The 16,022-nt window shown below is 34.8% G+C and carries 13 protein-coding genes; 9 read left to right on the top strand and 4 right to left on the bottom strand.

The genetic code is table 11. The features are described from left to right. Positions 1 to 34: 34 nt before the first annotated feature. The 3 genes from GQR94_RS10960 to GQR94_RS10950 all read right to left on the bottom strand — a co-directional run bounded on the left by GQR94_RS10960 (position 35) and on the right by GQR94_RS10950 (position 2,434). The gene (locus GQR94_RS10960) at positions 35 to 331 is read right to left on the bottom strand and encodes a co-chaperone YbbN (RefSeq protein WP_158975540.1); all 297 of its coding nucleotides are present in this window, start codon (positions 329 to 331) and stop codon (positions 35 to 37) included. Between the two features lie 100 nt (positions 332 to 431). Beyond that, complete coding sequence (locus tag GQR94_RS10955; protein WP_158975539.1) at positions 432 to 1,655, bottom strand: metallophosphoesterase; 1,224 nt, start codon at positions 1,653 to 1,655, stop codon at positions 432 to 434. Between the two features lie 56 nt (positions 1,656 to 1,711). Further along, on the bottom strand, positions 1,712 to 2,434 hold the full coding sequence (locus GQR94_RS10950) for a copper homeostasis protein CutC (RefSeq protein WP_158975538.1): 723 nt from the start codon (positions 2,432 to 2,434) through the stop codon (positions 1,712 to 1,714). Between the two features lie 43 nt (positions 2,435 to 2,477). Here GQR94_RS10950 and GQR94_RS10945 point away from each other — a divergent pair, with 43 nt between their 5' ends. From GQR94_RS10945 to tsf, 6 genes are all read left to right on the top strand, one after another. Further along, the gene (locus GQR94_RS10945) at positions 2,478 to 3,458 is read left to right on the top strand and encodes an isoaspartyl peptidase/L-asparaginase family protein (RefSeq protein WP_158975537.1); all 981 of its coding nucleotides are present in this window, start codon (positions 2,478 to 2,480) and stop codon (positions 3,456 to 3,458) included. Positions 3,459 to 3,517: 59 nt separating this feature from the next. Continuing rightward, positions 3,518 to 6,355, top strand: coding sequence for a DNA polymerase I (gene polA / locus GQR94_RS10940; RefSeq protein ID WP_158975536.1), 2,838 nt, complete (start codon positions 3,518 to 3,520; stop codon positions 6,353 to 6,355). Between the two features lie 180 nt (positions 6,356 to 6,535). Then, the gene (gene rplM, locus GQR94_RS10935) at positions 6,536 to 6,991 is read left to right on the top strand and encodes a 50S ribosomal protein L13 (protein WP_158975535.1); all 456 of its coding nucleotides are present in this window, start codon (positions 6,536 to 6,538) and stop codon (positions 6,989 to 6,991) included. Continuing rightward, a complete protein-coding gene (gene rpsI, locus GQR94_RS10930) occupies positions 6,991 to 7,377 on the top strand; it encodes a 30S ribosomal protein S9 (RefSeq protein WP_158975534.1) in 387 nt (128 codons plus the stop codon). The genes rplM and rpsI overlap by 1 nt, the downstream gene beginning before the upstream one ends. Positions 7,378 to 7,599: 222 nt before the next feature. Further along, positions 7,600 to 8,676, top strand: a complete 1,077-nt coding sequence (gene rpsB / locus GQR94_RS10925; protein WP_158975533.1) for a 30S ribosomal protein S2 — start codon at positions 7,600 to 7,602, stop codon at positions 8,674 to 8,676. Positions 8,677 to 8,789: 113 nt separating this feature from the next. Further along, positions 8,790 to 9,749, top strand: a complete 960-nt coding sequence (gene tsf, locus GQR94_RS10920) for a translation elongation factor Ts (protein ID WP_158975532.1) — start codon at positions 8,790 to 8,792, stop codon at positions 9,747 to 9,749. Positions 9,750 to 9,974: 225 nt separating this feature from the next. Here the strand turns inward: tsf and GQR94_RS10915 are convergent, their stop codons facing one another. Beyond that, on the bottom strand, positions 9,975 to 11,840 hold the full coding sequence (locus GQR94_RS10915; protein ID WP_233268675.1) for a peptidase M61: 1,866 nt from the start codon (positions 11,838 to 11,840) through the stop codon (positions 9,975 to 9,977). Positions 11,841 to 12,022: 182 nt separating this feature from the next. Between GQR94_RS10915 and pyrH the strand changes: the two genes are divergently transcribed. The 3 genes from pyrH to GQR94_RS10900 all read left to right on the top strand — a co-directional run bounded on the left by pyrH (position 12,023) and on the right by GQR94_RS10900 (position 15,895). Beyond that, complete coding sequence (pyrH, locus tag GQR94_RS10910; RefSeq protein WP_158975530.1) at positions 12,023 to 12,730, top strand: UMP kinase; 708 nt, start codon at positions 12,023 to 12,025, stop codon at positions 12,728 to 12,730. 45 nt (positions 12,731 to 12,775) lie between these two features. Beyond that, entirely contained in the window at positions 12,776 to 13,333 is a 558-nt protein-coding gene (frr, locus tag GQR94_RS10905; protein WP_158975529.1) for a ribosome recycling factor, read from the top strand. A 168-nt stretch (positions 13,334 to 13,501) separates the two neighbouring features. Beyond that, positions 13,502 to 15,895: an RND family transporter gene (locus GQR94_RS10900; protein ID WP_158975528.1), complete on the top strand. Its 2,394-nt coding sequence runs from the start codon at positions 13,502 to 13,504 to the stop codon at positions 15,893 to 15,895. Positions 15,896 to 16,022: the final 127 nt, after the last annotated feature.

The raw sequence follows: 16,022 nt of genomic DNA, 5'->3' as shown, positions 1-16,022 counted from the left end.
TACATCTCGGTTTTTTTATGCGTTATTTTTACTTTTAAATGTATTCGTTTAAAATACCAATCAATGTATTTGCATCCTGTTCGCCACTTTGGCGCCAGACCATTTCGGCATTTTTATAAATCATCAATGTAGGCAAACCTTTTACCCTTAAAGCCTGAGAAAGTTCTTTATTCTTATCTACATCAATTTTAATAACCTTTCCTTTATCACCTAAAGCTGCCGCTACATCTCGCAGCACAGGATGCATTGAAGTAGATTGTTCATTCCACTCCGCATAAAAATCTAACAACACAGGAGTGTTAGAATCTATTAATTCACCAAATTTAGACATGCTTAAATATTAGGATTCGTAAATCAAATGTAAGAAAAAATGTTAAAAAATGGATTTCTTATCATTTTTTGTGTTTTCCTTAGGAGTATTATATTTAAACCTAAGATTTCTTTTTAAGTGTAATCACCGTAATTTCGGGCCATATACCTACCCTACCCGGATACCCTAAAACTCCAAACCCACGGTTAACATTTATAAACTGACCTAGCTCTTTATAAATTCCTGCCCAATATTTATAGCGCCATTTTACTGGACTCCATTTTATCCACCCAGGAATCTCTATCCCAAATTGCATTCCATGCGTATGCCCACTTAAGGTCAAATGGTAATGATAATCATCGTGAATCACAACATCCTCCCAATGACTAGGATCATGACTCAACAATATTTTAAAATCGTTTTCATTAATTTTTTCTGATGCCTTTTTAAGATCACCCGCTTTTTTAAATCCTCCTCTACCCCAATTCTCGACACCAACTAAAGCTATTTTATCCCCATTTCGTTGCAAATACCTGCTTTCATTTAAAAGAAGATCAAACCCGATTTCTTTTTGAAGTTTTTTTAAATCTTCTAAGTTCTCCTCTTTCTCTTCTTCCGTATCCCAATCTACATAATCGCCATAATCATGATTACCCAAAATAGAAAACTTACCATCTGCTGCCTCTAATCTGGAAAACAACACCTTCCAAGGCCCCATTTCCTCCGCTTTATTATTAACCAAATCCCCTGTAAAAAATAAGACGTCACTTTTCTGCTTATTCACAAGATCAATTGCATAAGAAATCTTCTCTTCATTATCAAAACTACCACTGTGCACATCAGAAATTTGCGTTATCGTATACCCATCAAAACCGCTTGGAAGGTCATCAAACTCTAAAGTATACTTCAGAACTTTAAAATTATACTTCCCCCTATACATTCCATACAATAATGACCCAAAAGGGAGCGCAGCGATACCTAAAGCTATTAAACTTAAAAAACGTCTGCGTTCTGGAAAAGAAAACTCACGATCAACACCAAATAATTTTTGGTATGATCCTGATAAAAATCGAAATATATCTTCAGAAAAAAGAAAAAGCACGGTAATTAATTGAAATGACATCAAAGCCAGCAAAAAACCAAAAGCATAACTTTTGGGTCTACTTAATACCCTACCATCTGACGCCCCAAAGGTAAATTGATAAATAAAATTACCAACAATAAGCAACATAAGGGCGATAAAAGTATAATAGAGCCAAGGGTGTCTTGATGCAGTCTTTATGGATTGTAAAGAATAAAAACCTAAAACGATGTAAATGACAACAAAAACAATCCAACGTAACATAATGTATTTTTTACAAAGGTATTTTTATTTCTATGATGCAGTAACCCATTTAAACATTATTTAACCTTGTTCACTATTTCTGAAATTATAGCCGCACTAGAAGTAACATGTTTACGCTCATCTAAATACGGAAGATAACTCATGGGTACATTTTCTTTAACTAAATCAACATCTTGCATTATTGCTGCTGACAAATGAACACTATCAAAACCCGCGGACTTAAAAGTCAATACGTTCTCTAGATTTATCCCACCCCCCGGCATTATCTCACAATTACGCGACATCGATTTTAAAGTAGCAAGCAACTCGATACCTTGTAATGCTGATTTTTGCTGACCAGAACTAAGTATATGCTGTACCCCCAAATCTTCCAATTGCCTGAAAGCCAATAAAGGATCGGCCACCCAATCAAATGCGCGATGAAAAGTAAAGCTTAAACCTGAAGTAGCCTTCACAAGCAATTTTAAGCGCTTTAAATCTAAAGTAAAATCTGGGTGCAAAATACCTGAAACAACCCCATCAAAACCCAGAGTCTTACAAAGCTCAATATCTCGTAACATCACTTGAAAATCTGAATTAGAAAAACAAAAATCACCGCTTCGAGGCCTAACAAGCACGTGGATAGGAATGGAGATATGCTCTAGCACTGTCTTTAGCATTCCATAAGATGGCGTCAACCCTCCTACCCCAAGCTCCGAACAAAACTCAATCCTATCTGCCCCTGATTTTTCCGCATTTACAGCTGATTCTACAGAATTAGCACAAATTTCTATTAGCATATACTTATATTTAAAACTCTAAAGTAATCAACATACCAGTATCATGCAAAGAAGAAAATTTATCAAAAATGCTACAATTACTGCTACAGCAATTATTTCTACACCCTTAGCAGCCTCTTACTCCAATGAAGAAGCCATAACCACTTCAAAAGGAATTAAACCCATTGTTATAGCCACATGGAACGTAGAAAAAGCAACCGCCAAGGCATGGGAGGTTCTTAAAAATGGAGGCAATTCTTTAGATGCCGTTGAACAAGGAGTAATGATAGAGGAAGCAGACGAAAACAACCAATCTGTAGGCAAAGGAGGAAGACCAGATCGTGATGGCAAGGTTACGCTAGATGCCTGCATTATGGATCACCAAGGAAATTGCGGAGCAGTACTCTGCATTCAAAATATTGTACACCCTGTTTCCATCGCACGAAAAGTGATGGAAGAAACACCACATGTCATGCTAGCCGGAAAAGGTGCCGAGCAATTTGCTTATGAAAAGGGGTTTAAAAAGGAAAATTTACTTACTGAGAAATCGAAACAAGAATGGATGGAATGGAAAAAAACCTCACAGTATAAACCCATCGTAAATATAGAAAACCACGATACTATTGGCATGCTTGCCATTGATAGCATCGGAAATATTTCAGGAGCCTGCACAACTAGCGGCATGGCATACAAAATTTCTGGTCGCGTGGGCGATTCCCCCATCATTGGCGCAGGATTATTTATAGACAATGAAATAGGTGGAGCAACTGCAACTGGCGTTGGCGAAGAAGTAGTGAAAACTGTAGGTAGTTTTTTAATTGTTGAATTAATGCGGCAAGGCAAATCTCCCCAAGAAGCCTGTGAAGAAGGTGTAAATAGAATCATTGCCAAAAACAAAGGCAATTTAAATTTTCAAATTGGGTTTATCGCCATAAATAAAAAAGGAGAAACTGGAGCTTATTGCATACAACCAGGATTCACCTATCGTACCTACTCAAATAAAGGCCATCTTAACAACATTCCAGATTCATATATTAAAGCATAATTACAAAGATAGAATTAGATAATCTTCGTAGTTTTGAAATTCTTGAATTCAAAAATAAAATGGCAGAACAAAAAAGACTCTTTCTACTCGATGCATATGCATTAATATTTCGTGGTTATTACGCTTTAATAAAAAACCCAAGAATAAATTCCAAAGGCATGGATACCTCTGCTATTATGGGGTTTATGAATTCATTGCTTGATGTTATCAGACGTGAAAAACCCGATCATTTAGCAGTATGCTTTGATAAAGGCGGAAGCGCAGAACGCACCGAGTTATTCCCTGAATACAAAGCCAATCGCGATGTTACACCTGACGCTATTCGTATTGCCATACCTTATATACAAGATATTTTAAAAGCGATGCACATCCCTGTGGTTGTTTTAGAAGGTTGGGAAGCAGATGATATTATTGGGACCCTAGCAAAACAAGCAGAAAAAGAAGATTATAAGGTATTTATGGTAACGCCCGATAAGGATTTTGGTCAATTGGTATCTGAGAACATTTTTATGTATCGCCCAGCTAGAATGGGAAATGGCATAGAAATTTGGGGCATTCCGGAAATACAAAAACGCTTTGGCGTAGAACGCCCTGAGCAAGTTATAGATTACTTAGGGATGATGGGTGATGCCAGTGACAATATTCCTGGTCTACCAGGCGTCGGTGATAAAACAGCAAAGAAATTTATCGAACAATTTGGTTCCATGGAAAATCTTTTAGCAAATACCGATCAGCTAAAAGGGAAAATGAAAGAAAAAGTAAGCGAAAATGCAGCACTAGGTCTTTTATCTAAAAAATTAGCTACGATATGCATTGATTGCGATGTAACTTTTAATGCAAACGACTACGAACTAAGTATGCCTGATGCAGAAAAAGTGCAGGTATTATTTGAAGAATTAGAATTTAGAAGGTTAAAAGATCAATTTTTAAAGTTATTTACCACCGCAGAAGAAACCCCAGCTACTGAGTCAAACGCCGACCCCAAAACCAAAACTCCAGCAAAAGAAGCAGGTGTTGGTCAGTTCTCATTATTTGGAGGTGACCCAAGTACCGCGTCCGAAACTGTAGCTGATTATTCTAGCCGAAAAACAATAAAAGACATTCCACACAGCTACCAGAGTGTTGCTCCTGGAATGGCAATGAAACTTTTTCTTCAAAATGTATTAAAACAAACTTCTGTTTGCTTTGACACCGAAACCACTGGATTAAATTCGCTTACCGCTGAACTTGTGGGTATTGCTTTTTCCTGGGAAGCCTCCAAAGGGTTTTATATTCCTTTTCCTGCCGATAGAGACGAAGCACAGGAAATTATTGAACAATTACGTCCATTTTTTGAAGATGAGGCTATTGAAAAAATAGGTCAGAATTTAAAATATGACATCAAAGTACTAGATAAATACAAGGTTAAAGTTAAAGGGAAATGTTTTGACACCATGTTAGCACATTACTTAATTAACCCTGATATGCGCCATAATATGGATGTATTAGCAGAGACCTATTTAAATTATACCCCGGTATCAATTACAGAATTGATTGGAAAAAAAGGAAAGAATCAATTAAATATGCGCGATGTTCCCTTAAAGGACCAAACGGAATATGCTGCAGAAGACGCTGATATTACCTACCAATTGGCTCAAAAATTTAAACCTGAATTAGAGGAAGCAAAAACACAAGGATTATTCAATGATATTGAGATTCCGCTTTTACACGTCCTAGCTGATATGGAACTAGAAGGTATTAATCTAGATACCAAATTTCTAAATTCTCTTGCTGAAGACCTAAATAATGACATCCAAAGTTTAGAAAAAGAGATTTACAAAGAAGCTGGCGAAGAATTTAATATTGCATCTCCTAAACAGCTAGGAGACATCCTTTTTGACAAATTAAACCTGGTTAAAAAGCCTAAAAAGACAAAAACAGGTCAATATTCTACAGCAGAAGATGTACTGTCTTATTTAGCCAAAGACCACAAAATAATTGAAAATGTATTATCTTATAGAGGTTTAGCAAAACTAAAAAGCACCTATGTAGATGCGCTACCCTCACAAGTAGATGAAAGCACAGGTAGAGTTCATACGGATTATATGCAAACTGTAGCCGCAACAGGTCGCTTAAGCAGTAATAACCCTAACCTTCAAAACATCCCTATTAGAACAGAAAGAGGAAGACAGGTACGTAAAGCTTTTGTTCCTAGAAATGAAGAATATATTTTGGTCGCAGCGGATTATTCTCAGATAGAACTCAGAATTATTGCCGCATTGAGCGAGGAAACCACGATGATTGAAGCTTTTAAAAACGGAGAAGATATTCACGCATCAACCGCATCCAAAGTATTTAATGTACCTTTAGAAGAAGTTACTAGAGAACAACGTAGCAATGCAAAAACGGTGAATTTTGGAATTATTTATGGTGTTTCGGCATTTGGATTGAGCAATCAAACCGATTTATCTCGAGCAGAAGCCAAAGAACTAATAGACACCTATTACAAAACCTACCCAAAACTTAAAAGTTATATGGGAGGACTAGTAGATTTTGCAAGAGATAATGGGTATGTACAAACCGTATTAGGCAGACGTAGATACTTAAAAGACATTAATGGAAGTAATGCTATCGTAAGAGGGGCTGCAGAACGTAATGCTGTTAATGCACCTATACAAGGTAGTGCAGCAGATATCATTAAAATTGCCATGATTAACATCCATAATAAGTTAGAAGAAGGCAAATACAAAACTAAAATGTTACTTCAAGTACACGATGAATTAGTTTTTGACGTTTATAAACCAGAACTTGAAGAAATGAAAACACTTATTAAATCAGAAATGGAAAACGCTTACAAACTAGAAGTCCCTTTAGATGTAGAAGTAGGAGTGGGAGAAAACTGGTTAGAAGCACATTAATAATAGAAGAGAATATCTATCTAATTTAAACAGAAAACATTACAAAAATAAGAGTGAAAAACAAGGCGGTTGAAAAAATAAATAAAATATTTAGAAACAACCATTTGTTATTCAAGTTAATAATTGTACATTTGCACCCCATTAAACGGGATTTAAGTGTTTAATAAATAAAAAATTACTGTGGACACATTAAGTTACAAAACAATTTCCGCGAACAAAGCAACTGTTGATAAGCAATGGGTGTTAGTTGATGCAGAAGGAGAAACATTAGGTCGTTTTGCTTCAAAAGTTGCAAAATTACTAAGAGGAAAATACAAGCCAAGCTTTACACCACACGTAGATTGTGGAGACAACGTTGTTGTTATAAATGCTGAAAAGATTAATTTGACAGGTAACAAGTGGGAGAGTAAAACCTACGTACGCCATACTGGTTACCCAGGTGGTCAAAGATTTCAGACAGCAAAAGAGGCAATGGCTAAAAACCCAGTGAGCATTGTAGAGCGTTCTGTAAAAGGAATGTTGCCTAAAAATAAATTAGGTGCTGCAATCTTCCGTAACCTTAAGGTTTACGAAGGTGCTCAACACGGTCAAGAAGCTCAGAAACCAACCGTAATTAATTTAAACGACCTTACATAATGGACGTAATTCACAAAATAGGAAGAAGAAAGACTGCAGTTGCACGTATTTATCTTTCAGAGGGTAGCGGTAAAATTACTGTTAACAAAAAAGATTTAGAAGTATATTTCCCAACAGCTACTTTACAATACAAAGTAAAACAAGCTTTCTCATTAACAAATGTAGAAGATGTTTACGATGTAACTGTAAATGTATTTGGAGGTGGTATCACTGGTCAAGCTGAAGCAATTCGTTTAGCATTATCAAGAGCAATGTGCGAAATTGATCCTGAAAACAGATTGATTCTTAAACCAGAAGGTTTATTGACTAGAGATCCTAGAATGGTTGAACGTAAGAAATTCGGTCAGAAGAAAGCTCGTAAAAAATTCCAATTCTCGAAACGTTAATCGTAAAGAGAAATATCTTAAACTGTTTATTCAGTTTATACAAAAGTTCATTGAAAACCCTGAAAAATATTTTTTCAGGGTTAAATTTTAAAATCAAGTTGTTGTTGTCCAAGAGTATAACAGCTTTTGGAAACTAGTTTAGCATCTAAATATTGGAGGCCACAAAATAGCGTGCCACTTCATTATTGCTAATTCAACAGAACGTAAACTAAGTACAAAAAAATGGCAAAAAAAATCGTAGTAAAAGACTTACTAGAAGCAGGTGTACACTTTGGTCACCTGACAAGAAAATGGAACCCAAACATGGCTCCATACATTTACATGGAGCGTAATGGCATCCACGTAATTAATCTTTACAAAACTGCTGCAAAATTAGAAGAAGCTAATGAAGCTCTTAAAAAAATAGCAGCATCAGGTAGAAAAATACTTTTCGTAGCTACCAAAAAACAAGCAAAAGACATCGTTTCTGAAAAAGTTTCTAATGTAAATATGCCTTACATCACTGAAAGATGGCCAGGTGGTATGTTAACTAACTTTGTTACTATTCGTAAAGCTGTTAAAAAAATGGCTTCTATTGATAGAATGAAAAAAGATGGTACTTTCTTAACTTTATCTAAGAAAGAACGTTTACAAGTTGATCGTTTACGTGCAAAATTAGAAAAGAATTTAGGTTCTATCTCTGAAATGACTCGTTTACCAGGTGCATTATTTATTGTAGATACAATGCGTGAGCACATTGCTGTAAAAGAGGCTATCAAATTAAACATTCCAATTTTCGCTATGGCAGATACAAATTCTGACCCAAGATTATTGGATTACATTATCCCTTCTAATGATGATGCTTCTAAATCTATTGAAGCAATTTTAACTCACGTTACTGAAGCAATTGCTGAAGGTTTATCTGAACGTAAGTCAGAAAAACAATCAGGAAAAGAAGGTGATGATTCTGCTAAACCTGCTCCAAAAGCAAAGAAAGCTGTTGAAACAAAGACCGAAGAAAAAGTTGAAGAGAAAACTGAGGCTAAAGTTGAAGATAAAACAGAAAGCGTTGATGATTTAACTAAAGTTGAAGGTATCGGCCCAAAAATATCTGAAATCTTTCAAGCATCAGGAATCAATACATTCAGTGACTTAGCTGGAAAAACTGAAGAAGAATTAAATGTAGTTTTAACTGCTGCTGGTTCTAAATTCGCTTCTAAAAATCCTGCTTCATGGCCTAAGCAAGCTAAAATGGCTGCCGATGGTAAATGGGATGAGCTAAAAGAATGGCAAGATAATGTAAAAGGTGGTATTGAGTAATCAACCCTCTTAACATTAACTTAGTATAAATAAAATTTTTAATTAACACTATCGGCTAGAACTAATCTTTTTAAAGTTTTAGTTTTAGCCTAGTTTTTAAAATCACATATAAGATGGCTAAAATTACCGCCGCGGAAGTAAATAAGTTAAGAAAAGCTACTGGAGCTGGAATGATGGACTGCAAAAACGCTTTAGTTGAAGCCGAAGGAGACTTCGACAAAGCTATTGACGTACTTCGTAAGAAAGGTCAAAAAGTTGCAGCAAAAAGAGCTGACAGAGAAAATACAGAAGGTGCTGCAATCGCAAAACTTAATGCTGATAGTACTGTTGGTGTTGCCATAGTTTTGGGCTGTGAAACTGATTTCGTTGGAAAAAACGAAAACTTTATAGCACTAGCTAATGAACTTGCAGACAAAGCTATAAATTTTGATACTAAAGAGGAATTTTTAGCATCTGATTTTGGTGGAATGACTGTAGCTGAGAAGCTAGTTGAACAAACTGGTGTCATTGGTGAAAAATTAGATATTACTGCTTTTGAAAAATTAGAAGCTCCTTACATTGGTAGCTATGTTCATATTAACAAAATTGCTGCCTTAGTAGGTTTAACTTCTAAAAACGAAGAAGTAGGTAAAGATGTTGCTATGCAAATTGCATCTATGGGTGCAACTACGTTATCTTATAAAGATTTTGATCCTTCTTTTGTTGCTGCTGAAACAGAAGCTAGAATTGCAGTTATAGAAAAAGACAACGAAGAATTAGGAAGATTAGGTAAAACGCTTAAAAACGTACCTCAATTCATTTCTATGAGCCAATTATCTCCTGAAGTTTTAGCAAATGCTGAAGAAGCTGCTAAAGCAGAATTAAAAGCAGAAGGTAAACCAGAAAAAATCTGGGACAAAATACTTCCAGGTAAAATGGAACGTTTTATCTCTGACAACACAACGCTTGATCAAGAGCAGTGTCTTTTAGATCAAAACTTCATTAAAGATGAGAAAACAAATGTTGGTACATATGTATCATCTGCACAAGATGGCTTAGCTGTAACTTCATTTAAGCGTGTTACTTTAGGGTAATTACAAAACACATATAGTAAAAAAGGGTCACAAAGCAATTTGTGACCCTTTTTTTTATGTCATACTCAAGACAAGACTCAACCTTTTTATCAAAGGTACTCTTGCTTAAACCAATGATTAGCAATACGATTGCCATAGGCGAGTAAAAGGAAATTTAAAAAAATATACAAACAAAAAAGGAACGCAATTGCGTTCCTTTTTTATTTAAGATAAGATGCTACTTTACTAGCCCTTCATCCACAATTGTCTCAATTTCAATTCAGCATCAGAAACATTCTCTTTTGATACAATTTTTTCTACCTTAACTACAGGAATTCCAGCAGTACCCGATAAAGTAATTTCTTCACCAGCACGATCTACAACGATAGTAACCAATTTATCTGCTGGCCAACCAAAACTCTGTCCTATAATTGGTCTTAAACTTTCTAAAGTAATTTCCGTACCGTCAATAGATTTGAAAACATCACCACCTTGTAAGCCTATCGCTTCAAAAAAGCTATTTAAAGTAATACCTTCTCTAACAAACACCGCATTATTATTTTCTGGATCTACATCAATAAAAGGAACATCACCTTTTAAGAAATAACCGCTTGGCTCCTCAACACTTCCTTTTTCTAAACCAACTTTAGCTAAATAAACACTATAATCAATTGGTGTTGCACCAACCACATGAGCAGCGAAAAACTCCGAAATTTCAGGATAGGTCATGGCCACAATCTCATCAATTAAAGCATCATCTTTAAACGGAATTGCATCTCCATACTTTTTAGATAATTCTTTCAACAACCAAAGAACACTCTTTTCCCCATCACTTAAATCACGCAAAGTAATATCAAGAGCCATATTAATTAAAGTACCCTTTTCATAAACATTACCATAGTTCTCCTTGTAAGGTTCGTCTAAGATATTTTCACTCATCACCGTAAATGACATTTCATCATCATAGCTCTTAGCATTATTTATCTTATCTACAATACGCTCATAAAACTCATCATCGGTAATTAAGCCTTGTTGAATTTGAAATAAATTAGCAAAATATTCCGTGGTTCCTTCATACATCCAAAGGTGTTTAGACATTTTAGGATTGTTAAAATCAAAATATTGAATTTCCTCAGAGTGCACACTCAAAGGAGTTACAATATGGAAAAATTCATGGGAAACCACATCTACCATTGCTTGCTCTAATCTAGCTTGATCCATTTGTTCTGGCAAAACAACAACTGTAGACGTATGATGTTCTAAAGCGCCAAAACCATTTGCATCATTTTCCAACTCCGACAAATACAATAAGATATTATATTCTTTAGTACTATTCACAGCTCCTAAGAATGTTTTTTGGGCAGACATCATTTTAAACATTCTTTCTTTAAGATCCGAGGCACTATACAATCCATTAGGAGAATACACACTTAAATTAACGGTAATACCATTTACTTCAAATGTTGCAACATCGGACTTCGCATAAAGAATTGGGTTATCTGTAACTTCAAAATAACGACTAGCATAAAAAACATCTAAACCATCAACTTTTTGCGCATTGTTCTCTTTCAGTGATGTTGTTGCTAATAAATTAGCAGGATGCGTAATAGCCAACTCATAAGGAATCTCCTTTAAATCATTAAAATACCCAACAAAACCATGAAGATTAAGCATAAAGTTTTGATCTTTCAGAATGTTTGTTCCTGAAGGAGAAAAAACCGCATCATCAACCTCTGCCTCAGTATCATACGTATCATTCACGTAGTAAGAAACTCTATCCAAACTAACTCCATTAGCAATCACCCAAGTATTATCGTCTCTTTTAGAAAACGATAATTCGTTTCCTTTATAATCAAAAGCTTTAAAACCTTCAATATATTTCCCATAGTCATCAGTACTATACGTTCCTGGAACGGTTTTAGGAATAAAAAATAAAACTTCATCAGCAGTAAATGCTCCGGGATCGATAGCCACTAAAACTTTATCCTCAACCACATTCACTAAATCTATCTTCACCTTTACAACACTATTATCTGCAGCTACTAAACTTTTAGAAGAGCCACAAGCCTGTATTAATAAGGTCAACGCTATTAAAAATCCTACTTTTTTCATTTTATTTATATTCATTTTCACCATAACCTTCAGGTTATTATTTGTTATTTTAACAAGATTATTAAAATAAAATAACAGTACAGAATGTTTTTGGAAATAATTAGGATGGTAATTAATTATTATTGGACTATTCTCGTAAAATATTTTGATTATTTTTGCACTAGTTTAACAAAATCCGAACCATGCAGTATAAAAGAATTCTTTTAAAATTAAGCGGCGAAGCCTTAATGGGTGAACGACAATACGGAATTGATCCAAAAAGATTAGCAGAATATGCTGAAGAAATAAAGGAAGTAATTGACAAAGGTATTGAAGTCGCTATCGTTATTGGTGGTGGAAATATATTTAGAGGTTTAGCTGGCGCAAGTAATGGCATGGATCGCGTACAAGGAGACCATATGGGAATGCTTGCTACAGTAATAAACGGCTTAGCCTTACAGAGCGCTTTAGAAGAGTGCGGGGTTCAAACTAGATTACAATCGGCCATTCAAATAAATGAAGTAGCAGAACCTTTTATCAGAAGAAGAGCTATGCGTCATTTAGAGAAAGGAAGAGTTGTAATATTTGGAGGAGGTACAGGAAACCCTTATTTCACTACAGATTCTGCAGCTGTATTAAGAGCTATAGAGATTGAAGCAGATGTAATTCTGAAAGGAACAAGAGTAGATGGCATTTACACCTCTGATCCAGAAAAAGACAAGAACGCTACCAAGTTTGATACTATTACCTTTAAGGATGTATTGACAAAAGGTTTAAAAGTAATGGATACAACAGCATTTACATTAAGCCAAGAAAATGAATTACCGATAGTTGTTTTTGATATGAATAAAAAAGGTAATTTACTGAAACTTGTTTCAGGAGAAAATATTGGAACTGTTGTTGATAATTAAAAAATCGGCATATTTAGATACAGCAGCTATTAAAAATTAAATAAAATGAACGAAGAAATTACTTTTATACTTGACAGCACTAAAGAAAGCATGAATGGTTCTATTGACCATTTAGTAAAAGCATTTGCTAAAATTAGAGCAGGAAAAGCCAGTCCAATTATGCTCTCTAGCGTAATGGTAGATTATTATGGGTCTCAAACCCCACTAGCTCAAGTTGCAAACGTTACCACTCCAGATGCACGTACAATTACAGTACAGCCATGGGAAAAAAATATGCTTCAGCCCATTGAAAAAGCTATTATGATTGCCAATCTTGGATTTAATCCCATGAATAATGGAGATTTTATCATCATTAGCGTACCGCCATTAACAGAGGAACGTAGAAGAGATTTAGCGAAACAAGCAAAAGGAGAAGCAGAAGATGCTAAAGTAGGTATCCGTAATGCAAGACAAGAAGCGAATAAGGATATTAGAGCCTTAGATGATGCCTCTGAAGATTTGAAGAAAAATGCCGAAGGAGATATTCAAGAGCTTACCAACAAGTTTTCAAGAAAAATAGAAGAAGTTTTAGCCGTCAAAGAAGCTGAAATTATGAAAGTTTAATTTTAATTTTTTTTAAAATTGATAGGAGGGCAACAAAATAGTTGCCCTTTTTTTTATAGTAATTCATAAATTTTCTAAAAATCGCAATAAAAGTAACTATTACCTTAATAGATTACTGTGATTACCCGTAATCATTTTCTACCTTTGTGCCAATTTTTAAAAAATAACATGGTTGCGAAATTAACTACAGGTTTCTGGGCAAAAACCGCTAATATTATTCTTAGAAATAGAATATTTATTTTAATTCTAATTACTGCTCTTACTGTGTTTCTGGCACTACAGTGGGATAAAATGCGATTTTCTAGCTCGCAAGCAAATTTACTACCAGACCATCATCCAGTAAATGTACAGTACCAATCCTTTTTAAAAACCTTTGGTGAAGAAGGAAACGTTATGGTTTTGGCCGTAAAAGACTCCACTCTTTTTACACCCGCAAAATTTAATAGATGGAACAAGTTTAGCAAACAATTAGCCGCATTCCCTGAGGTAGATTTTGTTTTATCAACAGACAACCTTCAAGAACTCGTAAAAGACACTACAAAACAGCAATTTGTATTACAACCTTTTATTAAAAAAACACCTACAACAAAGGCTGAAATAGACACGCTAACCTCACATTTATTTAATAACCTCCCCTTCTATCAAGATTTAATTTACAATAAGGAAACTAAAACAATAAGAACCATAGTTTATTTAGATAAAGACATTGTAAATACCTCTGCTCGAAAAGATTTTATCTTAGAAGATCTAAATCAATTGGTGAAAAATTTTGAAGATGATACTAATTTAGATGTACACGTCTCCGGAATGCCCTATATACGCACCATGAATTCCCAGAGTATTATAAATGAAATTGGGAAATTTATTCTTGCGGCCTTAGGTGTAACCTCCCTAATTTTCTTTTTCTTTTTTAGGAGTTTTAGAGCAACACTGATATCAATGTGCGTGGTAATTATTGGCGTAATGTGGTCTTTTGGCGTCTTGGGTTTACTACAGTATGAAATTACCGTTCTTACCGCATTAATACCTCCATTAATTATAGTCATCGGAATTCCTAACTGTATTTTCTTAATTAATAAATACCAACAAGAAGTCAAAAAACATGGCAATCAAGCCCTTTCGCTACAACGTGTAATTTCTAAAATAGGAAATGCCACCTTGATGACAAACATTACAACGGCCTCTGGATTTGCCACTTTCATTGTTACCGATAGTCAACTCCTAAAAGAATTTGGTATTGTTGCCTCCATTAATATTATAGGTATTTTCATACTCTCTCTTTTGATTATTCCAATTGTATACAGTTTTATGTCTTTGCCCAATACAAAGCATTTAAAGCATTTGAACAAACGTTGGATAGATACGTTTGTTAGTTGGATGGAAAACATTGTTCGCGAGAAAAGAATTTCTGTTTATATTGTATCTATTTGTCTTTTGGTTATCAGTATCATTGGTATTTATCAAATTGATATTTCAGGAAGTCCAATAGAAGACATGCCTAAAAAAGCCGAATTTTTTAAAGATATTCGCTTTTTTGAAGAAGAATTTGATGGCATTATGCCTGTTGAAATTGTTGTAGATACAAAACGAAAAAAGGGGGTTCTAAAACCATCTACCCTAAAAAAAATGGATCAATTGAGTGATGTTATTCATGAGATTCCAGAATTATCTAGACCAGTTTCCGCAGTTGATTTAGTGAAATATTCAAAACAAGCTTTTTATAGCGGTATACCAAAATACTATCAACTCCCCACTTCACAGGAGAATACTTTTATAATGGATATTGCCCGAAAATCCTCGACGGACGGGAATCTATTAAAAAGTTTTGTGGACAGTACAGGGCAAATTGCACGTATTACCACCTACATGAAGGATGTGAAAACCATAAGGATGGAGGCTATTGAAGGTAAACTAAAGGAAAATATTGATAGAATATTCCCTTCAGATCGTTACACGGTTTATATGACAGGTAGCGCTTTAATATTCTTAAAAGGAACAAAATACCTTGTAAATAATCTTGTCATGTCATTAGCTCTGGCGATTGGATTAATAGCATTATTCATGGCGTATTTGTTTAGGTCATTTAAGATGATCATCATATCGTTGATACCAAACCTACTCCCGTTGGTTATTACAGCCGGATTAATGGGCTTTGTAGGCGTACCCATTAAACCGTCTACAATATTAGTTTTCAGTATTGCCTTTGGTATTTCTGTGGATGACACCATACACTTTCTCGCGAAGTACCGGCAAGAGTTAACTGCCAACAATTGGCGTATCAAAAAATCGGTTTACGCTGCCCTGAAAGAAACAGGTGTGAGTATGTTTTATACTTCAATAGTCTTATTTTTTGGGTTTTCTGTATTTACCATTTCAAGTTTTGGGGGTACTGTTGCTTTAGGAGCGTTGGTTTCTGCCACACTATTATTTGCAATGTTAGCCAACTTAATATTATTACCCTCATTATTATTATCATTGGAACGTAATATTGCGAATAAAACCGTATTGAAAAAACCACAGATAGACATCTTACCAAAAGACGAAGACACTTTTAAAGATTAAGAATAAAATAAGAGTTTTATCGTTTTAACTTATAAAACCTTTTTTAGCAAAAAGGCTATATTTGTTATTTAAAATAAAATATTAAACCTGGTAGCCTTAGGATACAGCCAAATAAACAGCTTAGCCC

This window comes from Cellulophaga sp. L1A9, assembly GCF_009797025.1.
Lineage (GTDB): Bacteria > Bacteroidota > Bacteroidia > Flavobacteriales > Flavobacteriaceae > Cellulophaga.
This window is presented reverse-complemented; position numbering and strand designations above follow the sequence as displayed.

Coding starts and splice junctions, on each gene's coding strand:
- rpsB (WP_158975533.1), top strand. CDS start 7,600: ATGGCAAAAAAAATCGTAGTAAAAGACTTACTAGAAGCAGGTGTACAC.
- GQR94_RS10960 (WP_158975540.1), bottom strand. CDS start 331: ATGTCTAAATTTGGTGAATTAATAGATTCTAACACTCCTGTGTTGTTA.
- pyrH (WP_158975530.1), top strand. CDS start 12,023: ATGCAGTATAAAAGAATTCTTTTAAAATTAAGCGGCGAAGCCTTAATG.
- GQR94_RS10915 (WP_233268675.1), bottom strand. CDS start 11,840: ATGAAAAAAGTAGGATTTTTAATAGCGTTGACCTTATTAATACAGGCT.
- rpsI (WP_158975534.1), top strand. CDS start 6,991: ATGGACGTAATTCACAAAATAGGAAGAAGAAAGACTGCAGTTGCACGT.
- GQR94_RS10955 (WP_158975539.1), bottom strand. CDS start 1,655: ATGTTACGTTGGATTGTTTTTGTTGTCATTTACATCGTTTTAGGTTTT.
- GQR94_RS10950 (WP_158975538.1), bottom strand. CDS start 2,434: ATGCTAATAGAAATTTGTGCTAATTCTGTAGAATCAGCTGTAAATGCG.
- GQR94_RS10945 (WP_158975537.1), top strand. CDS start 2,478: ATGCAAAGAAGAAAATTTATCAAAAATGCTACAATTACTGCTACAGCA.
- frr (WP_158975529.1), top strand. CDS start 12,776: ATGAACGAAGAAATTACTTTTATACTTGACAGCACTAAAGAAAGCATG.
- tsf (WP_158975532.1), top strand. CDS start 8,790: ATGGCTAAAATTACCGCCGCGGAAGTAAATAAGTTAAGAAAAGCTACT.
- GQR94_RS10900 (WP_158975528.1), top strand. CDS start 13,502: ATGGTTGCGAAATTAACTACAGGTTTCTGGGCAAAAACCGCTAATATT.
- polA (WP_158975536.1), top strand. CDS start 3,518: ATGGCAGAACAAAAAAGACTCTTTCTACTCGATGCATATGCATTAATA.